The sequence below is a fragment of the Arthrobacter sp. NicSoilC5 genome (genome assembly GCF_019977395.1).
In the GTDB taxonomy this organism is placed as follows: domain Bacteria; phylum Actinomycetota; class Actinomycetes; order Actinomycetales; family Micrococcaceae; genus Arthrobacter.
In genome coordinates, this window is sequence record NZ_AP024660.1 from 2,586,909 (window position 1) to 2,609,107 (window position 22,199).

The following is a 22,199-nucleotide window of genomic DNA, read 5'->3' on the forward strand; positions in this document are numbered from 1 at the left end:
GTTACTTCTTCGCTTCGTCTTCGTCGATGATCTCGGCGTCGACGATGTCCTCGTCCGAGGAACCTGCCGAAGCTCCGGCGGCACCCTCAGCACCGGGAGCGGCTGCGCCGTCCGGGGAACCGGCCTGGGAGTAGATGGCCTCGCCCAGCTTGGTCTGGGAAGCCTGCAGCTTCTCGAACGCGGTCTTCACGGCGGCATCGTCGGTGCCTTCGAGGGCCTTCTTGAGGCTGTCGACGTCGGCCTGGACCTCGGTCTTGACCTCTTCGGGCAGCTTGTCCGCGTTGTCGGCGATCAGCTTGTCCACGGAGTAGGCCAGCTGCTCGGCGGTGTTGCGGGTGTCGGTCGCCTCGCGGCGGGCCTTGTCCTCGGCTGCGTGCTCCTCGGCGTCACGGACCATGCGGTCGATGTCTTCCTTGGAGAGGCTGGAGCCGCCGGTGATGGTCATGGACTGTTCCTTGCCGGTGCCCTTGTCCTTCGCGGAGACGTGGACGATGCCGTTGGCGTCGATGTCGAACGTGACCTCAACCTGGGGAACGCCGCGCGGCGCCGGCGCGATGCCGGTCAGCTCGAACGTGCCCAGCGGTTTGTTGTCCCGGGTGAACTCGCGCTCGCCCTGGAAGACCTGGATGGCCACGGACGGCTGGTTGTCGTCGGCCGTGGTGAAGGTCTCGGACCGCTTGGTGGGGATGGCGGTGTTGCGCTCGATCAGGTGCGTCATCACGCCACCCTTGGTCTCGATGCCGAGGGACAGCGGGGTGACGTCGATCAGGAGGACGTCCTTGCGCTCACCCTTCAGCACACCGGCCTGCAGGGCTGCGCCGACTGCCACGACCTCGTCCGGGTTGACGCCCTTGTTGGGCTCCTTGCCGCCGGCCAGTTCCTTCACCAGCTCGGACACGGCGGGCATACGGGTTGAACCGCCCACCAGCACGATGTGGTTGATGTCGGAAAGCTTGATGCCGGCTTCCTTGATGACGTCGTGGAACGGCTTCTTGGTGCGCTCCAGCAGGTCCTTGGTGAGGTCCTGGAACTTGGCGCGGGTGAGCTGCTCGTCCAGGTGGACCGGGCCGTCGGGGGTGACGGACAGGTACTGGAGGGAGACGTTGGTGCTGGACGAGGAGGAGAGTTCCTTCTTGGCCTGCTCGGCTGCTTCACGGAGGCGCTGCAGGGCGATCTTGTCCTTGGACAGGTCGATACCCTTGACCTTGAGCTGGTTCAGCAGGTAGTCAACGACGCGCTGGTCCCAGTCGTCGCCGCCCAGGCGGTTGTCACCGGCGGTGGCGCGGACCTGGATGGTGGAGAAGTTGTCTTCGTCCTTGCCGACTTCCAGCAGGGAGACGTCGAAGGTACCGCCACCGAGGTCGAACACCAGGATGAGTTCGTCTTCCTTGCCCTTGTCCAGGCCGTAGGCCAGTGCTGCGGCGGTGGGCTCGTTGACGATGCGCAGGACGTTCAGGCCTGCGATCTCGCCGGCTTCCTTGGTGGCCTGGCGCTCGGCGTCGTTGAAGTAGGCCGGGACGGTGATGACGGCGTCGGTGACCTTTTCACCCAGGTAGGACTCGGCGTCGTTCTTCAGCTTCATGAGGATACGGGCGGAGATTTCCTGCGGGGTGTACTTCTTGCCGTCGATGTCCACCTTCCAGTCGGTGCCCATGTGGCGCTTGACCGAAGCGATGGTGCGCTCGATGTTGTTGACGGCCTGGCGCTTGGCGATCTCGCCAACCAGGACTTCGCCGGACTTGGAGAATGCAACGACCGACGGCGTGGTGCGGCCACCCTCGGCGTTGGCAATAACGGTGGGCTCGCCACCTTCGAGAACGGAGACGACGGAGTTGGTGGTTCCGAGGTCGATACCTACTGCACGTGACATGTGTTGCTTCCTTCTTTCCTTGGAAACTGGTTGGCGCCCAATGATTGAGCGTTCTGCACTCAACTTTACTCAGCCACCAAAGGATGTCAACACAAGTTGAGCGAACTACGCTCAACTTTGCTCAGGGCGTACAACAGCGCACGACGGCGGCACGCACCGGCGGTGCGGAGGCGTCAGTCCGCGCCGGGCGCATCCAGGACTGCGGCGAGCAATCCGGGGAACCGGGCATCAAGGTCCTCGGCGCGCAGGGTCAGCCTGCGGCCGCGCCCGTTGGCCTCGTTCCGGATGATGCCTGCCTCGCGGAGCACCTTCATCAGGTGGGACTTGGTGGACTTGGGCATCTCCGGATTGCCGAGGGTGCATTCGGCCATATCGAGGGGGCCGGCACGGAGCTGGCGCGCGATTTCCAGCCGGTCGGGATCGCTCAGGGCGAAGAGCACACTGGGCAAGTGGAGGTCCGCGCGTTCGGGATGGGTGAGGTTCGCCGGTGTAGCCACGGTTCGACTTTAGTTGAACCATCGCGGACATGCCAGTAGTCTGAGGTTTCGATTATTTTCGAACCAACCACACCCCCAATGCAGAAGGCGGCATGTTGTGACGTACCCACCCGCAGTCCGGCCCAGAGAGTCGCACCGGCGGCTGGGTTTCGTCCTCATCGCGGCTGCCACGGCAGCGATGATGGCCGGAGCCAGCGCGCCGTCCCCGTTCTACCCCACCCTGCAGGAGCAGCTGCACCTGCTGCCGGTGGCCACCACCGGGATCTTCGCCGTCTACGCCGTGGCCCTCCTGGCGGCCCTGCTGGTCTTCGGTTCCATCTCCGACCACCTCGGCCGCCGGCCGGTCATCAGCGTGGCATTCCTCCTGCTGGCCGGCAGCGTCGTGACCTTCCTGGCAGCCGATTCGCTGGCGATGCTGCTGGCGGCCCGCGTCCTTCAGGGGGTGGCCAGCGGCATCCTCCTCACCACGCTCTCCGCGGCCATCGCCGATCTGGAACCGGAGGATGACCCGGGCTCCAGCGCCGCCTGGAACACGGTGGCACCCCTGGGCGGCCTGGCCCTGGGCGCGCTGGCATCGGGCCTGCTGCTGGACCTCCTGGCGGAGCCCCGCATGCTGGTGTTCGTCTCGCTCTCGGTCCTGTACGTGGCGTTCGCCGCACTGGTGTGGGCCTGCCCGGAAACCTCACCCCGCACGGCAGGGGCGGCAGCTTCACTCAAGCCGCACCTGACCCTGCCGCCGGCCGCACGCCGCGCATTCCTCAGCGGCGCACCGGCCGTTTTTGCAGGCTGGGCCACGGGCGGACTGTACCTCTCCCTTGGCGCCGCGATCGTGCACGCCACCTTCGGCATCCGGGAGCATCTGTGGCAGGGCATGGTAATCACCATCCTGGCGGGGACAGGAGCCGCGTCGGCGGCCTTCCTGCACCGCTTTGGAGCCCGCACCATCACCATTTTCGGCACCACGGCGCTGGCCGTGGGGACCGCACTGTCGCTGCTGGCCCTCGGCCTGGATTCGTTTGGCCTGTTCCTGGCCGCTGTGGTGGTGGCAGGCGCCGGTTTCGGCACTGCCTTCATGGGCGTCATCCGGTCCATCAGCCCCCTGGTGGAGGATCACGAACGCGCCGGGACTTTTGCCTCGCTCTTCGTCGTGGCCTACACAGCCTTCGGCGTTCCGGCGGTACTGGCAGGCCTGCTGGCCCCCATCCTGTCCCTCCCGGTCACCACCTACGCCTATGGCGGCCTGGTGACGGTCCTGGCTGCGGTGGCAGCCATCAGCCGCACCCGCAGCAAGGACGCCCAACCCGCCAGGGAGGACAGCCTGGTGGCGGCGGACGCCGTCGCGTAAGGGGACCCCCGCGGGTGCCTACCGGCCGGAGTCGGGGCGCCCATGGAGCGGTCCGCGCTCCTCATCGGTCGCCTGGACCTGGCCGTCGGTGAGGCCCTCGCGGACGGCACGCTCCGTCCGGGCGCCTCCGGTGGTGCCGGCGTCGCCGTAGTCGCCTTCCTCGTATTCGCCATCCGAAACGTCCCGGTCGGGTTCGTTGATGGTGCCGGCGTCGCCGTAATCCCCGTCGACGTACTGGCCGCCTTCCCCCTCCAGGCCGGGTGCGCTGCTGCCCTTGCGGGGCTCCTCGGCTGCAACTTCAGGATTCTCAGTCATGGTGCATCTCTCCTTTGAGGCTCCGCGTCCGTCCGGGCGCACTGGCAGTCTATCGACGGGGCGGGCGCACCAACAGGCCTTGAACCGCCCCGTCAGGAGGACTGCGCCGGCAGGCCCGCGGTCCCCGCCAGGACGGCGAGGTGATGGTCGAAGAGTTCATGCGGCGCCCGGAAGGTGTCCGGCCCGTACTGGTTGAACACTTCGAAGCTGACGGCACCGAAAAGGGAGCTCCACACCAAAACGCCCCGCGCCACCAGCTCGTCCGGGATAGCCAGCCCGAATTCCCGGCGGATGGCCTCCAGGTCGGCGGCCAGCGTGGGCGGAAGCTGCGGGGATGGTCCCACAACCGCCAATTGCCCCGCCCGGGAGGCGGCGTCCAGGATGCCGATGAGGCTGATGATGACGCGCGTGCCGGGACCCGTGGTGCGTTCGGCCGGGGCGTTGTAGCCGGGAACCGGACTGCCGAACAGGAGCGCATAGCTGGCAGGCTCGCGCAGGGCCCACGTCCTGACGGCTCCGCCCAGGGCCAGGAACCGGCCAAGATGGTCACCCTCCGGGGCCGCCGCAACGGCCGCGTCCACTTCGTCCCCCAGTTCACCGAAGGCATCGATAAGCAGCAAGGTGAGCAGCTCGTCCCGGCTCTCCACGTAGCGGTAGACGGCGGAGGACACCACTCCCAGATCCCTCGCCACGGCCCTCAGGGAGAGGGCGGCCGCACCGTCGGTGGCCAGGTGCTGCCGGCCCAGCCGGACAATGTCCGCCGCCGTCTGCGACCGTGCGCGCTGCCGGGGCGTCAGGGGCCGGGGCTGGTCGGCGGCTGTTCCGCGGGCGTCATCCATGACCCCAGCATGCCATAAACGAGAGCGTGGGAAGCTAAAGAGAGCACTGCTCTTGACTTTGCCACCCTGTACGCGCATCCTTGTTTCGAGAGCACTGCTCTCAACTACTGAAAGTGAGACAAAGTGCCTGACATATATGTGGTGACCGGGGCGGGACCGGTGGGGTGGACGGTAGCGGAACAACTGGCGGACCGGGGACGGCAGGTGCGCATCCTGACCCGGTCGGGCAGCGGACCGGACCACCCGCTCATCGAGCGCATCAGCGGGGACGCGAAGGACCCGGCGGTTCTGCGCACTGCCTTTGCCGGCGCCAAAGCCGTCTTCCACTGCATCCACGGCTCGGCATACACCGCGGCCGCGTGGCGGGCAGAGCTGCCTGCCGCCGAACAGGCAGTCCTCAGCGCCGCGCAGGAGGTGGGCGCCGTCGTCGTCTTCCCTGAAAGCCTCTATTCCTACAGCGAGCCGGACCGCGTGATCACCGAGGCGGGCCCGCGCCGGGCCACCGGAGGCAAGCGCGGTGTGCGGACGGACCTGCTGCAGGCGCGCGAGGCCTCGGCCACGCCCACGGTAAGCGTGGTGGCCGGCGACTTCTTTGGGCCGCGCGTCCGGATGGCGCACGCCGGCGAGCGCATGCTGGCCCCGGTCCTTGCGGGAAAGAACGTCAGCGTGATGGGAAGCGCCCGCCAGCCGCACTCGTTCACCTACGTACCCGACCTGGCCGGCGCCATGATCGCGGCCGCGGACCAGCCGTCCGCCTGGAATGCCGTGTGGCATGCCCCGACGGGGCCGGCGCGCACGCAGAAGGAACTTGCAGCGGCCTTCGCTACGGCGGCGGGACGGCCCACCCCGAAGGTGCGCGTCCTTCCCGGCTGGACCATCCGGACGGCGGCACTGGTTTCAGCCGGCGCCCGCGAGCTGGCGGAGATGCTGTACCAGTTTGAGCGGCCCTTCGTCATGGACTCCGCAGCTTCCGAGGCAGCGCTTGGAGTCAGCCACACGCCGCTGGAAACGGCTGCTGCCGCCACCGTGGAATGGTGGCGGCAGCAGCGGTAGTCCGGCGGAACGCAGGGGCTAACGGGCGGGAACCTCTTCCCGGGGCTCGACGCCGGGCTCCCGCGGCTGCACGGCATCCCGGCCATCCGTCCGTCCCAGCTTGCTGGGCCACCAGATCTTCGGCCCGATGTCGTAGGCCAGGGCCGGCACCAGCAGCGAGCGCACCAGCACGGTATCGAGCAGGACGCCGAATGCCACGATGAAGGCCAGCTGCACCAGGAACATGATGGGGATGACGCCGAGGGCGGCGAAGGTCGCGGCCAGCACCACGCCGGCCGAGGTAATGACGCCGCCGGTCACCACCAGGCCACGCAGGATGCCGGGCCGGGTGCCGTGCTTAAGCGATTCCTCGCGGACCCGGCTCATCAGGAAGATGTTGTAGTCCACGCCCAGGGCCACCAGGAAGACGAAGCCGAACAGCGGAACGGTGGCGTCGGCTCCCGGGAAACCAAAGAGGTTGTTGAACACGAAGGCCGAGACTCCCAGTGCGGCCGCGTAGGAGAGCACCACGGAGAGCACCAGCAGGACCGGGGCCACGATGGAGCGCAGCAGCAGCATCAGGATGAAGAGGATCACCACCAGGACCACGGGGATGATGACCAGCAGGTCGCGCTGGGCGGTGGTGTTGGTGTCCAGGGCGGTGGCAGTCACGCCGCCCACCAGGGCGCCGGGATCAACGGCCTTCACCCCGGTGCGCAGGGCCTTGATGGTCTCCTCCGCCTCCAGCGAGTCCGCGGCGTTCTTCAGCGTGGCGTTGATGAGCACCTTTCCGTCCCGGACGTCCGGTGCGGTGGGAGCGCCCGGGGCTCCGGTGACGGGCACGCTGCCGCGGCCCAGCAGGTACGCCTCGCCCACGCCGTCGTCGGCTTTCACCTTGTCCAGCACCTCCGCGGCTTTGCCCTGGTCGGCAACCACGACGGCGGGGCTGCCGCTGCCGGCGTCGAAGTGGCGGGCCAGCGCATCCTGGCCGTCCACGGCGTTGGATGCGGTGAGGATGACGTCCGTCTGCGGCACGCCGTTGGCTTTCAGCTGGAACAGGCCGCCCGCGGCCACGAGGAGCAGGAGGACCGAGGCGACCCAGACGGTCCTTGGCCGCCGCGAGACGAGCGAGCCGGTGGCCCGCCACAGGCCCTTCTGGCCCTCCAGGCCGGTGACCAGTTCGGGTTCGCGCTGGTCCGCGGGGAGGAGCTTGGGGCGGAAAGGCCAGAACGCGGCGCGGCCGAGCAGTGCCATGAGGGCGGGCAGCAGGGTCAGCGCGGCGAACAGGGCGCAGAGGATGCCTGCGGCGGCCACCGGGCCCAGGGCCTTGTTGGAGTTCAGGTCGGAGAAGAGCAGGCACAGGAGCGCGATGATCACGGTGGCGCCGGACGCCAGGATGGGCTCAAAGGACGCCTTCCAGGCGGTCAGGACGGCAGCCGTGCGGTTGGTGGTGTGGGTAAGGGCCTCGCGGAAGCGGGCCACGAAGAGCAGGGCGTAGTCGGTGGCGGCACCGATCACCAGGATGGAGAGGATGCCCTGGCTCTGCCCGTTGAGCTGGATCCAGCCGGCCTTGGCCATGCCGAACACCAGCAGGATGGCCGCGCAGAGCGCAAACACGGAGGTCAGCAGCACCATGATCGGCAGCAGCAGGGACCGGTAGACGACCAGGAGGATCACGAAGACGGCGGACAAAGCCACGAGCAGGAGGATGCCGTCAATGCCGCCGAACGCTGCGGTGAGGTCTGCCGCGAGGCCGGCCGGGCCGGTCACGAAGGTCCGGGCACCGTCCGGCGCCGCCTCTTCCACCGTGGACCTCAGTTCCTTGACGGCGTCCTTGAGTTCCGCTGAGGATCCGATGGGGACCACGAACTGGACGGCCTTGGCGTCCTTGGACGGAATCGGGCCAATCACGGTGCTGCCCAGCTTGAGGCTCTCCAGGCCGGACTTCAGGGTGGCCAGTCCGCCCAGCTGCTGCGGCGTGAAGGCCTGGTCCTGCTCGATGACGACGATGCCGGGAACCTCATCGGAGTCGCGGAACTTCGCTTGCCAGTCCTGCGCCTCCGTGGCCTCGGCGCTGGCAGGGAGGAAGGATGCCTGGTCATTGGAGGAGACTTCTTCCAGGCGGCCGAAGGTGGGACCGCCTACCCCGGCCAGCCCCAGCCATGTCAGCACCAGGACAACGGGGACCAGCCAGCGCAGCCAGAACGGAACGCGTTCCCTGCCAACTTTTGAGCGTTTCATGATGCCTTCCATGGTGAGCGTGGGGAGTAGTATTTGTTCCAGCATAGATTATCTCCATAACAGAGATAAGTGCCAGTCAAGCTTTTTCGGGGTCGGCCCCCTGCCCGACAGCTGCGACAGCCGGCGATGCCCGGCGCTGGAGTAATATCCGTCAGGACGCCGGCGCAGGAAATGGGCCGTGAACAAAGACAAGGGAGGTGGAGATGGCAGAGACGAACACTCCCCAGCCATCCCCCTTCGAGCAGGCGGGACCGCAGTTCGGCCATCCGCTGCTCCGGATCCTGCAGGAGTTCACCATCGAGGCGAACCGGTACGTGGATGCCGCCGGGGACCGCAAGGACATGCACCGCACGGACATGAACGCACTCGCCGTGATCATGCGCCACACCGCCAGGGGCAACGTGGTGACGCCCGGGCTGCTGCGGAAAGAACTGAACCTTAGCTCCCCCGCCACCACGGCACTGATCGACAGGCTGGACAACTCCGGGCACGTGGTCAGGGAGCGGCAAAGCACTGACCGGCGGCAGGTCCAGCTGAAGATGACCCCCAAGGCCTTCCAGGAGGGCGGCGCCATCTTCGCCCCGCTGGCGCAGCACATGGGCAGTGCCATGGCCGGGTTCACGGAGGAGGAACTGGATACCGTCACCCGCTTCATGACGGCGATGATCGACGCCACCGTGGCGGCAAGGACAGAATCCGGGTAGCTCCCGTTCCCAAGGGGTAGCGTTTGGTTATGAGCGACCAGCAGCCTGAAGACGACGTCTACACGCATGGCCACCACGAGTCCGTAGTCCGCGCCCACGCCGCCAGGACTGCCGAAAATTCGGCCGCGTTCGTCCTCCCCTACCTCACACCGGGATCCACCCTGCTCGACGTCGGGTGCGGGCCGGGCACCATCACCTGCGACTTCGCAGCCCTGGTCAACCCCGGCAAGGTCACCGGCTTGGACCGCTCGCCGGACATCGTGGCACAGGCCCAAGCACTCGCCGTCGAGCGGAAAGTGCCCAACATCGAATTTGTGGCAGGCAACATCTACGACCTGGACTTCGCCGATGAAACGTTTGACATCGTCCACGCCCACCAGGTGCTCCAGCACCTGACCGACCCCGTCGAGGCTCTGCGCGAGATGCGCCGCGTCGCCAAGCCCGGCGGCATCGTGGCCGTCCGGGACGCAGACTTCCACGGCATGAGCTGGTACCCGGAGATCCCGGAGCTGGACGAGTGGATGGACCTTTACCAGCGGATTGCCCGGCGCAACGGAGCAGAGCCCGACGCCGGGCGGCGGCTGGTCAGCTGGGCCCAGTCTGCGGGATTCACCGACGTCGCCCCCACCAGCAGCAACTGGCTTTACGCCACGGCGCAGCAGCGCCGCTGGCAGGCACGTGTCTGGGGTGAGCGGGTGCTGCATTCCGCCTTCGCCGAGCAGGCACTGGAGTACGGATTCGCCAAGGCGGCCGACCTCGCCCGGATCGCGGCGGGCTGGCACCGCTGGGGCTCCACGGACGACGGCTGGTTCCTGATCCCGAACGGTGAGGTCATCGCGCGGGCCTAGGTTGCGGTGTCCGCCCGGCCCTGGCCCGCTGTCCCCGGCGGCTGACGGAAAGACCGGCTTTTGGCCCCGTAAGATTGTGTAGTGCAATTTTCCCTGTGGCTGGCCCTCGCGGGCGCCGGCGCCCTGATCAGCTTCACCCCGGGCGCCGGGGCCATCAACACCATGAGCAACTCGCTGAACGCAGGGTTCCGCCGGTCAATGTGGGGAATCCTGGGCCAGCAGGCGGCGCTGGTGGTGCACGTCCTGATTGTCGCCCTCGGCGTTGGCGTGCTGGTGGCCAGCTCGCCCGTTGCCTTCAACGTCATCCGCTACGCGGGCGCGGCCTACCTGGTGTACCTGGGCATCCGCCAGTTCCTCAGCAAGCCATCGGTGGCCCAGGAGCAGGCCGCCACCCTCCGGAACGAACCCGCCTGGTCCATCTTCAGGCGCGGCTTCTGGGTCAACCTGCTGAACCCGAAGGCCATCGTGTTCTTCCTGGCCTTCACCCCCCAGTTCATCCGCCCGGAACAGCCCTTGTTCACCCAGTACGCCGTGCTGACGGCCACCATTGTGGTCATCGATATTTTGGTGATGTGGTTCTTCTTTGCCGCCGCCGCCAGGTCATTCCAGCGCTTCACCAGCACGGAACGGGGCCAACTGGTCCTCAGCAGGGTGTTCGGCGCCCTGTTCGTTGGGGTGGGCATCCTGCTGGCCCTGATCCACTGACGGGCTGGTTCATGACGGGGCTTTCCGCCACAGGTGCAGGTACCCTTTTCACGCCCAGTAATGCTTCTTTACAAGCCCGTAAAACTTTGTGAACAGGCGGCTAGCCAAAGGTGATGGGAAGCGCGCATGCTTAGTTCCATGACCTCAACGTCGAGCGCATACCGCGTCATCACCGTCTGCACGGGCAACATCTGCCGGTCCCCGATGGCCGAGCTCATGCTCCAGGCAGCGCTCGAACGCGAGGGCCTGGACGGGCTGGTGGAAGTGGATTCCGCAGGCACCACCGGGTACGAGGCCGGCCGGCCCATCGATCCCCGTGCCGCTCGCCGCCTCGCAGTCACGCAACTGGCATCGGAACACCACGTGGCCCGGGAGTGGGAGCCGGAGTGGTTCCGCGAGCGCGACCTGATCCTGGCCCTGGACATTGACCACTACGCGTGGCTCAGCGAAGCCGCCCCGGACCAGGAGTCCCTGGACAAGATCCGGATGCTCCGCAGCTTCGATCCCGCCATGGCCGGGCGGGACCGGCTGGAGCAGGGCATCGAGGACCCCTGGTACGGCGGCCATGCGGATTTCGACGCCGTCTGGCACCAGATCCACACGGCGCTGCCGGGCCTGGTCCAGCACATCAAGGCAGCGGTCCTGCAGAACACGCAGCTTCAGCCGCACTAGCAGTGTCCGGGCGCAATAACGGCGCAGGAAAACATGGTGCAATCCGGCAGCAGCTGGAGTATTTTGTGCTGCATGCACGCCGCACCCAGCACCGGCAGGTACACCCGTCTCCTTGGCACCCTTGAGGAGGCGAAACCCCTGGACGCTGCCGTCAACGCCGCAGAACCGCTGGCGTCCCGCCTCATAGCGCAGCCCAACGTCCGCAGCCTGGTCCGCGGCGACACCACGGGCATTCCGCTGCACACCATCCTTACCGACGCACCCTTTGGCGCCTGGTGGTCGGCGGTGTTCCTGGACTTCTTTGACGACCAGGCTTCCCGCCGCTCCGCCCAGCGGCTGGTGGCCCTCGGCGTCATCACCGCCGTTCCCACCGCCCTGTCCGGCTGGGCAACCTGGTCCGGCAAGGACCGCGGGCTGAAGCGCGTGGGGATTGTGCACGCCGCCGCCAACGCCGCAGCCACCCTGGTGTACCTCGCCTCCTGGCGGGCCCGGTCCCGCGGAAACCACCGGCTGGGCGTGCGGCTGGCGCGGGCGGGGGCCGTCCTGCTGCTGGTAAGCGGGTTCCTGGGCGGCCACCTCAGCAGCGGCCGCCATGCCTCACGGCACGGTGTCATACATGGATGAAAGCGGCCAACGGAAAACGGTACGCTCTAGTCCATGATCCCAGCCCCCGTCATCATCGCCGTCGACGGGCGCTCCGGCGCAGGAAAGACAACCCTCGCCGTCGAACTCGCGGCCCGGCTCCGCGCCCACCACAAGGTGTCCCTGTTCCACCTTGAGGACATCTACCCGGGGTGGGATGGGCTGGCGGCAGGCGTGGAGCGCTATGTCAGCACGGTCCTCGCGCCGCTGAGCCGCGGCGAGGCGGCCACCTGGACCAGCTGGGACTGGGAGAACCATTACGACGGCGAGTCCCGGGTCACGCTGCCCGCGGAGATCGTCATCGTGGAGGGAGTGGGGGCCGCCGCCGAGGCAGCCCGGCCCATGCTTGGCGCCGTCATCTGGGCCGAGTCTCCGGACGACGTCCGCCGGACGCGGGCTCTGGGCCGCGACGGCGAAACCTATGAGCCGTACTGGGACCAGTGGGCCGCACAGGAAGAAGAGTGGCTGGGCCGCGACGACGTCCCCGCCCACGCAGATCTTCGCGTCCAGAACCTCGCTGACGGATCAGCCCCGGCGGACCTCCTGAAGCTCCTCCCCTGCCTGCCGGCCCTGGCGCCTGTCCTGGCCCCGGAACTGTCCGCACGACGCGGACTTCGGCTCCATGCCGAGCGCCTGGATGCCCTCCCGGACGCACCGGCACTGTTCCAGTCGCTGTACGGACGGTCGGCCAATGCCGTCTGGCTTGATTCCTCCAACGCTGACGCCGTCCCGGGCAGCACCGGAGAAGACAGCGAAGACCCGGCGGCCCGGACTGCTGCGGAGCGCAGCAGGTTCAGCATCATGGCGGACGACGCCGGCACCTTCGGACAGTTCGTGACGCACCGTTCGGGGGTGAGCCTGATCAGCACGGGCTCCTCCACTGCCAGGGTCCCCGGCCCCTTCTTCCGCTGGCTGGACACCGTCTGGGGGCGCCGGGCCGTACGCACCCCGGACGGCTATCCCTGCGATTTCACCCTGGGCTGGCTCGGCTGCCTGGGCTACGAGCTGAAGCGCGAAACGGGCGGCAGCGACCTGTCCGCGCCCACCCCGGACGCTGCCCTGATCTTCGCCGGCCGGGCCGTGGTCCTGGACCATGCCGAAGGCGCCGCCTGGCTTCTGGCACTGGACGCCCCCGACGCCGGCGAGTGGCTGGCGCAGGCCAGGGCAGCAGTGGAAGCCGCCGGCGGCGGCGCACGGCCGCCGTCGGATGGCCCGGCAGCGCAAGCCGGCGGCAGCACCGGCGTCGCGCTTTCCACAGCGCCGGCCTTCCGCAGCCGGGACACAGGTGCGCGGTACCGGGAGAAGATCACCGCCGCCCAGCACCAGATCGCCCAGGGAAACACGTATGAGGTTTGCCTGACCACCACGCTCGAAGCCAGGGTGCAGGCAGCGTCGCTGGATGCGTGGACCACCTACCTCGCGCTGCGCCGGAGGAACCCGGCCCCCTTCGCCAGCTACCTTCGGCTGGGAAACCTTGCCGTGGCCAGCACCTCGCCCGAGCGGTTCCTAAGGATCGCGTCCGACGGCGGCATGCGCGCCGAACCGATCAAGGGCACCCGGCGCCGGGCTGCCGACCCGCAGGAGGACAGCCGGCTGCGCGTGGACCTGGCCACATCCCTGAAGGACAGGGCCGAGAACATCATGATCGTGGACCTGCTGCGCAACGACCTCAGCCATTTCGCGGAGCCCGGTTCCGTGACGGTCAGCCGGCTCTGCGCGATCGAGAGCTATGCCACGGTCCACCAGATGGTCAGCACCATTGACGCCCGCCTCCTCCCGGGCGCACCGCGGGCCGAGGCAGTCGCTGCGTGCTTCCCGGCCGGCTCCATGACCGGCGCCCCCAAGATCAGCACCATGGCCATCCTGGACCACCTGGAGGCAGGTCCGCGCGGACTGTACTCGGGGGCCATCGGCTACTTCTCACTCAACGCGGCGGCCGACCTCGCCGTCGCCATCAGGACACTGGTCATCAGCACGGCCGGCGACGGGACGGCTGAACTCTCGCTCGGCGTCGGCGGTGCCATCACCTCGGACTCCGTCCCGGACGACGAATACGACGAAATACGCACCAAGGCCTACGGGGTCCTCTCCACCCTCGGCGCCGCCTTCCCCGGCGACTGACGCCATCGGCTCCCCGGGGCATCCACTCCGCGGACGCCCGTTTAGGAAGACGCCCCCGGGGGTACGCCCCTGACCTAGCTGAACCGCCCAAGCCAGGCGGCGGACCCGTCCCTGGGTGCTTCCACACAAGTTAGGTATGCCGCGTGACGGAACCGTCCCCTCCCCAGACCAGCAAGGCACCGCGCAGCGTCAAGTACGTTCTCATGCTTGGCGCCCTGGCCGCGCTCCCCGCCCTCACCACGGACATGTACCTGCCCTCACTGCCCGCCGTCGAGGCCGACCTCCACACCACCCAGACCGCTGTCCAGCTGACGTTGTCCGGAACCCTGGTGGGCGGCGGAATCGGGCAGCTGGTGATCGGCCCGTTCTCGGACCGGTTCGGCCGGCGGCTTCCGCTGCTCATCGGCATCTCGCTGCACGTAGCCATCTCGCTGCTGTGTTCCCTGACGCCCAACATCGAAACGCTGACAGGGCTGCGCGTGCTGCAGGGCTTCTTCAACGCCGCCGCTGCCGTGGTGGCACTCGCCGTGATCCGCGACCGCTTCGTCGGCTCCGACGCCGCCCAGCTGCTGTCCCGGCTGATGCTGGTCATCGGCGTGGCTCCGCTCCTGGCCCCCACCGTGGGCCAGGCCATCGCCGGGTTCTGGAACTGGCGCGCCGTCTTCTACGCACTGGCACTCATCGGGCTGGTCCTGGTGGCAATTGTCTGGAAGTTCATGCCGGAAACGCTGCCCGGGGACAGCCGCAGCCCGGGCCACCCCCGGCACGTGGCCGGCGCCTACTGGGTGCTGCTGCGGGACAGGCACTTCATGGCGCTGGCCGTTATCCCCGGACTGGGGCTGGCCCTGATCATGAGCTACGTGGTGGGTTCGCCCTTCGTCTTCCAGAACGAATACGGCCTCACCGCCCAGCAGTTCGCCCTCGTGTTCGCCCTCAACGGCGCCGCACTTGTCCTCTCGGCCCAGCTCAACGCCGCCCTGGTCCGGAAGTTCCCGCCCGTCCGCATCCTGCGCACCGCCCTCCTGGTCCAGTTGAGCCTGGCCCTGGTGCTGCTCGGTGTGGTGGCCACGGGTGCCGGCGGCGCGGCCGGCCTGGTGGCCGGCCTGTGGCTGGTCCTGTCAGCCCAGGGCATGATCCCGGCGAACGCCTCCGTGCTCGCGCTGCACAACTACGGCCACATGGCGGGAACGGCGGCGGCTGTCATCGGGGCCCTGCAGTCCGGTGTCGCCGGACTGGTGAGCCCCCTGGTTGGGCTCCTGGGCGGGAATTCCCTGTCGATGGCCAGCGTCATGATCGGCAGCTGCACCGTGGCGGTGCTGGTGCTTGCCCTGGGAACCCCCGCCTACCGCAACGGCGGCTGGCCCGAGCACGCCGGGCACGACGACGGGCAGCGGGTCAGTGCCGACTGACAACTTACTGGACAGGTCTTAGTGGAAAGGGTCTTACTGGACAGTGTCGTCTTACTGGACAGTGGCCGTCAGCCGGGCCACGTTGTCCACGTACCGGGCGGCGAGCGGCCGGTTGAGCCAGTCCGCGAGCTTGAGCTCGTGGGAGATGTCCCGGTAGGTGTCCTCCACCGCCCGCATCTTGTTCACGATGTCCTCACCCAGCAGCATCACTGACACCTCCAGGTTCAGCGAGAAGGACCGCATGTCCATGTTGCTGGACCCCAGGACCGCTACCTCGTCATCGATGGTGAAGTGCTTGGCATGCAGCACGAACGGGGCTTTATAGAGGTAGATCCGTACCCCGGCTTCGAGGAGTGCCTCGTAATAGGACCGCTGGGCGTGGTGGACCAGGAACTGGTCCCCCTTCTCCGAGACGAACAGTTCAACATCCACGCCGCGCTGGGCCGCGGTGGTGATGGCGTAGAGCAGCGAGTCGTCCGGCACGAAGTAGGGGCTGCAGATGGAGATCCGGTGCTGGGCCGAATAGATGAGGGTGTTGAAGAGCCGGAGGTTGTTCTCCGTAATGAACCCCGGACCGCTGGGAACCACCTGGGCCGTGACGGTGCCGGGTTCCGGGTTCGCCGGGAGCTGCAGCTGGTGTTCCAGCGACTCGTCAGTCTCGCTCAGCCAGTCGGTGGCGAAGACGACGTTCAGGGTGGTCACGATGGGGCCGCGCAGGCACGCCATCAGTTCCACCCATTCACGGCCGGCCTTGCGGTGCCGCGGGTTGTTGTAGGAGGGCTCGATCAGGTTCTGCGAACCCGTGAAGGCGATCTCGCCGTCGATCACCATGATCTTGCGGTGGTTCCGCAGGTCAGGGCGGCGCCACTGTCCGTGGATGGGCAGGAGGGGCAGCATCCGCTTCCACTGGATCTTGCCCGCGCGGAGGCGGTTGAGCAGCTTCCGGTACCCCTTGATGCGCAGCGTTCCGATGTGGTCGAACAGGAGCCGCACCTCCACGCCCCGTTCGGCGGCTTCCTCCATGGCGGTGAGCAGGTCGTTGGTGACGTGGTCCGAACTCATGATGTAGAACTCGGCGTTGACGAACTTTTTCGCCTTCCGCACAGCCTTGGTCATTTCCAGGATGGAATCCGGATAGCCGGGGATCAGGTCCACGGAGTTTCCGTCCACCATGGGCAGCGAGCCCAGGGTGCGGTTGAGCTCAGCAGCGGACTTCACCCACTCCGGGCCGGGGTAGTCGCTTTCCGCATCCGAAAGTGCGGTGATGCCCGCCTGCACGCGTTCGTTGACCAGCTGCTGCTGTGCCCGCCGGCGGCTGGACAAGCGGAAATTGCCGAACAGCAGGAACAGGACGATGCCCACGAACGGAATGAAGAAGATACCCAGCAGCCAGGCCATGGCGGTGGTAGGGCGCCGGTTGCCGGGAATGATGCCCAGCGCCAGGATCCTGATGGCCAGGTCGGCGAAGCCCAGGAGCACCACCACCCATGTGGGCGCGGTGCCGGCAAGCGAAAAAGGCCACAACACGTCTAAAACCCCCGGGGAGATTGGGCCCCGGAGGACGGCTTCCGGCCGGTGCACTCTGCCCAGCTTATCCGCGGTACAGCACTAAGCTGGTGCCATGACCTCTCCAGCCCCCGTGGTTCTTGCCTTCCTCGATCCTGCTTTCCCCGACGGCAGGGTGGCCGATGCCACCAAACCCCAGCTGCTGGTCACGGATTTGGGGGTCACCCGCGGCGACGGCGTCTTCGAAACCATGCTGGCCGTGGGTGGAACGGTGCGGAAGATGCAGGCGCACCTGGACCGGCTTGGGGGCTCCGCCGCGGCACTGGACCTGGCCATCCCGGACCAGGAGGCATGGCGGCGCGTTATTGCGGCTGTGGTGGCCCGGCACCGGTCCGAGAACCCGCCGGCAGACCCCGCCGCCGATGAACTGGTGGTCAAACTGGTGGTCACCCGCGGCGTCGAAGGCGAGGCGCCCACGGCCTGGGTGCAGGCGTCGCCGGCCGGGGCTGCCGGCCGCAGGCAGCGCGAAACGGGCATCGACGTCATCCTCCTTGACCGGGGCTACGACAGTGATGTGGCCGAACGGGCGCCCTGGCTGCTCCTCGGCGCCAAAACCCTTTCCTACGCCGTCAACATGGCAGCGCTGCGCCATGCCCACAAACAGGGCGCCGACGACGTCATCTTCCTGTCCTCCGATGGCCGCGTGCTGGAAGGCCCCACGTCCACGGTGCTGCTTGCGCATGTGGAGAAGTCCGACGACGGCACAACAGTGAAGCGCCTCATTACGCCCCAGCTGGACAGCGGCATCCTGGCCGGCACCTCCCAGGGCGCCCTCTTCGCGGCCGCCAAGGCGGCGGGGTGGGAACTGGGCTACGGTCCCCTGGAGCCCCGGGACCTCATGGACGCGGATGCGGTCTGGCTGATCTCCAGCGTCCGCCTGCTGGCGCCCGTAAACCGGATCGACGGCAAGGAAATCGGCACCCCGTCCGTCCAGAAGGAACTGACCGCCGAGTTGAGCGAACTTATCGCCGGCATCCACTAGGCCGCAACAAGCGGCGCAATCCCTTTTCCCACTCCCGCATCACCCGTAAGGTGTGGACCATGGACTCGCGAAACCTGCCGATTGAAAACCTGTCCTTCGACGACTGCTGGGAACTCCTCGACAATGACGCGGTGGGCAGGCTGGCCATCGTGGTGGACGAGCATCCCGAGATCTTCCCCGTGAACTACGCCGTCCACCTGCGCAGCATCGTCTTCCGCACCGCACCCGGGTCAAAGCTTTGGGGCGCCAGGATGGAACGGCCGGCAGCACTGGAAATAGACGGCTACGACCCCGCATCGGAACAGGCCTGGAGCGTAGTGGTTCGCGGCGAAACGGAAATCATCGAGGACCAGGGCGTGAAGGATGCGGTGGACGCACTCGGCCTGGAACCGTGGCAGCCGGGCGAAAAGGCCCACTACGTGCGGCTGAACGCCAAAGCACTGACGGGGCGCCGGTTCCGCGTGAACCGGCCGGACATCTGGAACACCCGCCTGCAGGACCGGCGCCGCGCGTCCTTCGAATAGCGCTGCCCGGGCAATCCGCCGTCAGCGGGCCCCGGGGTCAGGCGGCGGGGCCTGCCGCCTGACGTGACAGCTGTGCCTCCAGCCCGGACAGCAGGATGCCAAGTCCCTGGTCAAGCTCCGCCTCGCCGTCGTACTCTGCCAGGGCGGGAGCAAGGGCACGCAGCTTGGGGAATTCCTTCGCCGGCAAACGGTGGAGCCCCAGGCGCAACAGCACCTCGTTCTCTTCCGGATCCACCACGTACTCCTGCAGCTCGTTCAGGATGTGCCCGTAGAGGAAGCCGTAGTAGGCGCGGTAGACGTGGAGGGCATCGGCCGGCGCGAATCCTGCCGAGCCCAGCAGGGACAGGATCTGTTCCAGCGGCCGCAGCGTGCCCAGGGGGCGAAGGCCCAGGGGCGTGGAAAGGGGCCGCGTGACCAACAGGGGAACCACATTGGGATGCTGCAGGGCGAGCGCCCGCAAGCTGTGGGCGATCTTCCGCAGCTGGGCTTTCCAGTCCGGGTCCGATGGATGGATGCTTAGCTGGTTGAGTACCAGCTCGGTAACCCCGTCCAGCAGTGCGGCGCGGTTCTCGGCGTAGCGGTAGAGGCTCATCGGATCCCGGCCGAGTTCCTGCCCCAGCCGGCGCATGGTCAGGGCCTCCAGGCTTTCGGCGTCCACCAACTCCAGGGCCTTGGCCAGCACAATGTCCCTGCTCAGCCTCGTTTTGGCCTGCCCGGGCTGGGAAGTGTTGGCGGAAGTCATCACAAAGGTCCTCACTGGCGGCCCTCGTCCCGAAGTAACTGGGACGGTTGCCTCATATCTGGTCTACAGGTAAAGTCTACATCGTAGACAAGATGAACTCTTGAGCTTTTCGGGACCTCTCAAGGAAAGCGGCTACACAATCCTTTGCCACCTTGTGCAGGGCATCGAGGTTCGCCGCTGGAGCCTACCGGCGGCACCACGCACCGAGCGAAGGGACGCCTCATGGCCAATTCGCAGTTTGATCTTTTCCTCCACGAAGCCACCTACGCAGACAATGCCTCGGAAGCCAGCCTGGACCGCGACCGCCTCTACGGGCTGTACACCAGCTGGTGCTTCGTCAACGAGCAGCCCACCGGCACCGAGTCCAGTTTCTGGGCTGCCATGAAACACAAAGTCTCGGTTCGCCGCAACGGACTGCGCATGAAGGGGCCGGCCGCTGCGGACTACATCCTCAGCAGCTACCCGCGGCTTGTTTAAGGCCCCCCGGGCTGCCAACGGGCCGCAGGGTAACCAGCGGCGCACGATGACATGCTGTGGCACTTTTGTGCCGCAGCATTTTCATGCCCTGATGCACCCTGGAACCAGGCAAAGGGGCCGTCCCCCAGGCGGGAATCCCTAGGTGGGAATGATCCGGAAAAGGAACCTGGTGCGGACCATCACCCACAACAGGCCCAGGACCACGGCGTAGGCCGCGGTGTTGAGGAAGATGCTCTGCTGCTGGAGCGCCGGGATGTTTGTGACGACGGCGATCAGCACCACATGCATGATGAAGACATACAGCGTGGCGCGGCCCAGCGGAATCAGGAACCAGCCCAGGGCACGCTCCACCGGTTTCCAGTAAGCGCTGAGGAACGCGTAGGCGGCTACCACCAGGACCAGGACGTTGAACAGCCGGCCGGGCGCCAGGTAGGTCCGGCCGAAGAGTGCGTCATACATGGCGCGGTAGGAGGCGTCCGGCATGAGCGCCAGGCGGACGTCGTAGTTGTTGGCCAGGTACGGATTCCCCCAGGACAGGAAGGCCAGCGCAAACGCTGCCGCAGTGCAGGCCGCCACCACCCACGTGTGCGCCGACAACCACGCAACGATGCTGCGGCGGTAGTAGCCAACAACCAGGCCGAGGACGAAAAGCACCTGCCACACCAGCAGGGGAAACGAGTCCTCAAACTGGGATGGCAGGATCCTGAACCGGGTCACGGCGCCCACTGCGTACACGGCGAACGTCGCCAGCAAAACCCAGACGGCCTTGCCACGGTTCAGCGCCGCAAGGATCAGCGGGCTGGCCAGCAGGAGTACCACATACAGTCCCATGACGTTGAACTGCCAGGGACCGAACTGCAGCAGCACGATGGCCGGCAGCACCTGCGGCGGCACGGGGAACTGGAACAGCGACGACATGCCGGCGTAGAGGTCGTAGGTCCGGCCGGCACCGCTGTGTCCCGCGCCGCCGGTCCCCTGGTCCACGAACGTGGTCAGGGCCTCAGTGTGGAAGAACGGGAGCAGGGAAAGAAGGAAGACGCCGATCAGCACGGCCAGGGCGGTCACGTAGAGCTTCCCGGCCCGGCGGGACGTCAGGTCCACCACCCGGCCGAAGTCCTCCTTGGCCTTGGGCCCGTACACCATGCCCACCACCAGGCCGGAGAACAGGACGAACAGCTCCGCGCCTGACACGAAGCCCACCGCCTCCTGGGTGAGCAGCTGGAACAGTGAGGCCATGCCCAAGTGGTTGACCACCACAAAGACAATGGCCAGTCCGCGCAGCAGGTCCACCCGCGAATCCCTGGTGGAAGGGTCCTGGTAGCTCCAGGACGTGGCGGTGTTGATCCGGCGGGGAACCTGCCACAGGGCCACCAGGAGGATGACCATGGCGGCACCAACGGTCCAGGGGGCGGCGCCGGAAAGCGTGTTGGCCCGCACGTAGGTGCCCGTGGACGCCACATCCGTGACAGGGCCGGTGACCATCGGCGATGCCTTCAGCCTGTCCAGGGCGGCCTTGGCAATATCCGGGCTTCCCGTGAGCAGCCAGCTTATACTTGCCACGCCGGTATCCCGCGTGCTGGTCCGCTCGTCCCACACCACGGCGGCCGTCCCGGCGAAAGCGGGTGACGTGGCAGTGGCCACCACCTGGTCCCACCAGCCCGTCTTGATGTCCGCCTCGGGCGCCCCACCGGACGCAGGGCTGTAGAAGGCCGAAGTCTGGAGGAGGAAAGGCTTTTTGCGTCCCTCGGCGTAGGTGCCGTAGAAGTTTTCGCCGCCGGAGGCCGTCAGCATCTCCTGGAGTTCGCCCGGACGCGGCGTCGTGTTGACGGCGGCCCCGCCGGCAGTGTCGTCGTGATAGGCGGTCAGGCCCACCCAGTCCACGGCGTCATCGCCCGGGTAGTAGGGGGCATAGGCGCTGTCGCTTCCGTTCCAGGTCCCGTCCCCGTTCGTATCCAGGAGGGAAAACCCGTCGCTTCCCGGCTGCGGGGCATTCCGGTTCCGTTCAAAGGGGTAGTCCTTGCCCAGGTAAGGCGCCCACACCATGGCGGCCCGGCCGCCGTCGTCCTTCTTGAAGGCTGCCGCCACGGCCTGGAAGGCCTGCCGGTACGTGGCCGGCTGCTGGCCCCAGGCCACCCAGCTGGCATTCATATCGGGGGCGAACCGGACCAGCAGTTGGCCCTTGAACCCCGATGTCAGGTCGCGGACCTGGGCTGCGAACGCTTCCGCCTCCGCGGGGCCGAGCTGGTCCAGGGGCACCGACGGCTTCACCGTGAGCAGGGCGTGGGCGCCTTTGGCTGCAGTCTGCTGCAGGAAGCCGTCGATGTCATTCCGCTCCGATTCGCGGTACGGAATGGTGATGTCGTGGCCGAAGACGGCGGGGCCGGCGCCCAGCCTGTCGCTGAAGCCCGCGGCCGTATCCTCGCCCCACTCGAGGACCGCCCCCAGCCACGGCTTGCCCTTGTCCGGTGCAGCAGGCGCCGCGTGCGCCGGGCCCGCCGGGACCACCAGGGCCAGGAGGGCGATGAACGCCGCGGCGAAAAAGGCTGCGATGGATCGCGGACGGTTTCGCCGGATGGCGGCGTGGTGGTGCGATACGTGTGCCCGCATGCTGACAAGGACCCCCCGGTACTCATTGCTCTGGATACGGGGCGGCGCCCCCGGTAAGAAC

At 67.4% G+C, this 22,199-nt stretch carries 20 protein-coding genes; 12 read left to right on the top strand and 8 right to left on the bottom strand.

Going from position 1 to position 22,199, the window contains the following annotated elements; translation table 11 throughout:
- Position 1: 1 nt before the first annotated feature.
- Both dnaK and LDO22_RS12180 read right to left on the bottom strand, forming a co-directional pair.
- Positions 2-1,870, bottom strand: a complete 1,869-nt coding sequence (dnaK, locus tag LDO22_RS12175; protein ID WP_224023438.1) for a molecular chaperone DnaK — start codon at positions 1,868-1,870, stop codon at positions 2-4.
- Between the two features lie 173 nt (positions 1,871-2,043).
- Positions 2,044-2,367: a winged helix-turn-helix transcriptional regulator gene (locus tag LDO22_RS12180; RefSeq protein WP_043453649.1), complete on the bottom strand. Its 324-nt coding sequence runs from the start codon at positions 2,365-2,367 to the stop codon at positions 2,044-2,046.
- 97 nt (positions 2,368-2,464) lie between these two features.
- Here LDO22_RS12180 and LDO22_RS12185 point away from each other — a divergent pair, with 97 nt between their 5' ends.
- The gene (locus tag LDO22_RS12185) at positions 2,465-3,712 is read left to right on the top strand and encodes an MFS transporter (protein WP_224023440.1); all 1,248 of its coding nucleotides are present in this window, start codon (positions 2,465-2,467) and stop codon (positions 3,710-3,712) included.
- Between the two features lie 18 nt (positions 3,713-3,730).
- Here LDO22_RS12185 and LDO22_RS12190 read toward each other — a convergent pair whose 3' ends face one another.
- Positions 3,731-4,027 carry a hypothetical protein gene (locus LDO22_RS12190; protein ID WP_224023442.1) on the bottom strand — a complete coding sequence of 99 codons (297 nt, stop codon included), beginning with the start codon at positions 4,025-4,027 and terminating at the stop codon, positions 3,731-3,733.
- Between the two features lie 92 nt (positions 4,028-4,119).
- Positions 4,120-4,866, bottom strand: a complete 747-nt coding sequence (locus LDO22_RS12195; protein ID WP_224023444.1) for a TetR/AcrR family transcriptional regulator — start codon at positions 4,864-4,866, stop codon at positions 4,120-4,122.
- Positions 4,867-4,989: 123 nt separating this feature from the next.
- Here LDO22_RS12195 and LDO22_RS12200 point away from each other — a divergent pair, with 123 nt between their 5' ends.
- Positions 4,990-5,919, top strand: a complete 930-nt coding sequence (locus LDO22_RS12200; protein WP_224023445.1) for an NAD-dependent epimerase/dehydratase family protein — start codon at positions 4,990-4,992, stop codon at positions 5,917-5,919.
- Positions 5,920-5,937: 18 nt separating this feature from the next.
- On the opposite strand, the gene LDO22_RS12205 is transcribed toward LDO22_RS12200, so the two are convergent.
- Entirely contained in the window at positions 5,938-8,139 is a 2,202-nt protein-coding gene (locus tag LDO22_RS12205) for an efflux RND transporter permease subunit (RefSeq protein ID WP_224023447.1), read from the bottom strand.
- A 203-nt stretch (positions 8,140-8,342) separates the two neighbouring features.
- Between LDO22_RS12205 and LDO22_RS12210 the strand changes: the two genes are divergently transcribed.
- The 7 genes from LDO22_RS12210 (at position 8,343) to LDO22_RS12240 (ending at position 15,240) form a co-directional block, all read left to right on the top strand.
- Positions 8,343-8,843 (top strand): MarR family winged helix-turn-helix transcriptional regulator, encoded by a 501-nt coding sequence (locus LDO22_RS12210; protein WP_224023448.1) that lies wholly within the window; start codon positions 8,343-8,345, stop codon positions 8,841-8,843.
- A gap of 29 nt (positions 8,844-8,872) precedes the next feature.
- Positions 8,873-9,691 (top strand): methyltransferase domain-containing protein, encoded by an 819-nt coding sequence (locus LDO22_RS12215; protein ID WP_224023450.1) that lies wholly within the window; start codon positions 8,873-8,875, stop codon positions 9,689-9,691.
- 81 nt (positions 9,692-9,772) lie between these two features.
- A complete protein-coding gene (locus tag LDO22_RS12220; RefSeq protein WP_224023452.1) occupies positions 9,773-10,396 on the top strand; it encodes a LysE family transporter in 624 nt (207 codons plus the stop codon).
- 138 nt (positions 10,397-10,534) lie between these two features.
- Positions 10,535-11,068, top strand: a complete 534-nt coding sequence (locus LDO22_RS12225) for a low molecular weight protein-tyrosine-phosphatase (RefSeq protein WP_224023454.1) — start codon at positions 10,535-10,537, stop codon at positions 11,066-11,068.
- Between the two features lie 72 nt (positions 11,069-11,140).
- Entirely contained in the window at positions 11,141-11,692 is a 552-nt protein-coding gene (locus LDO22_RS12230) for a DUF2231 domain-containing protein (protein WP_224023456.1), read from the top strand.
- 33 nt (positions 11,693-11,725) lie between these two features.
- Positions 11,726-13,831: an aminodeoxychorismate synthase component I gene (gene pabB / locus LDO22_RS12235; RefSeq protein ID WP_224023458.1), complete on the top strand. Its 2,106-nt coding sequence runs from the start codon at positions 11,726-11,728 to the stop codon at positions 13,829-13,831.
- 143 nt (positions 13,832-13,974) lie between these two features.
- Positions 13,975-15,240 (top strand): multidrug effflux MFS transporter, encoded by a 1,266-nt coding sequence (locus LDO22_RS12240; protein ID WP_224023460.1) that lies wholly within the window; start codon positions 13,975-13,977, stop codon positions 15,238-15,240.
- Positions 15,241-15,291: 51 nt separating this feature from the next.
- Here the strand turns inward: LDO22_RS12240 and cls are convergent, their stop codons facing one another.
- On the bottom strand, positions 15,292-16,764 hold the full coding sequence (cls, locus tag LDO22_RS12245; RefSeq protein WP_224027231.1) for a cardiolipin synthase: 1,473 nt from the start codon (positions 16,762-16,764) through the stop codon (positions 15,292-15,294).
- Between the two features lie 97 nt (positions 16,765-16,861).
- Between cls and LDO22_RS12250 the strand changes: the two genes are divergently transcribed.
- Positions 16,862-17,788, top strand: coding sequence for an aminodeoxychorismate lyase (locus tag LDO22_RS12250; protein ID WP_224023463.1), 927 nt, complete (start codon positions 16,862-16,864; stop codon positions 17,786-17,788).
- Between the two features lie 59 nt (positions 17,789-17,847).
- On the top strand, positions 17,848-18,312 hold the full coding sequence (locus LDO22_RS12255) for a pyridoxamine 5'-phosphate oxidase family protein (protein WP_159630188.1): 465 nt from the start codon (positions 17,848-17,850) through the stop codon (positions 18,310-18,312).
- Between the two features lie 37 nt (positions 18,313-18,349).
- Here LDO22_RS12255 and LDO22_RS12260 read toward each other — a convergent pair whose 3' ends face one another.
- The gene (locus tag LDO22_RS12260) at positions 18,350-19,054 is read right to left on the bottom strand and encodes a TetR/AcrR family transcriptional regulator C-terminal domain-containing protein (protein ID WP_159630186.1); all 705 of its coding nucleotides are present in this window, start codon (positions 19,052-19,054) and stop codon (positions 18,350-18,352) included.
- 222 nt (positions 19,055-19,276) lie between these two features.
- On the opposite strand from LDO22_RS12260, the gene LDO22_RS12265 reads away from it, so the two are divergent.
- Entirely contained in the window at positions 19,277-19,531 is a 255-nt protein-coding gene (locus LDO22_RS12265; protein ID WP_224023465.1) for a hypothetical protein, read from the top strand.
- Between the two features lie 138 nt (positions 19,532-19,669).
- Here LDO22_RS12265 and LDO22_RS12270 read toward each other — a convergent pair whose 3' ends face one another.
- Positions 19,670-22,138, bottom strand: coding sequence for an OpgC domain-containing protein (locus LDO22_RS12270; RefSeq protein WP_224023467.1), 2,469 nt, complete (start codon positions 22,136-22,138; stop codon positions 19,670-19,672).
- Positions 22,139-22,199 lie beyond the last annotated feature (61 nt).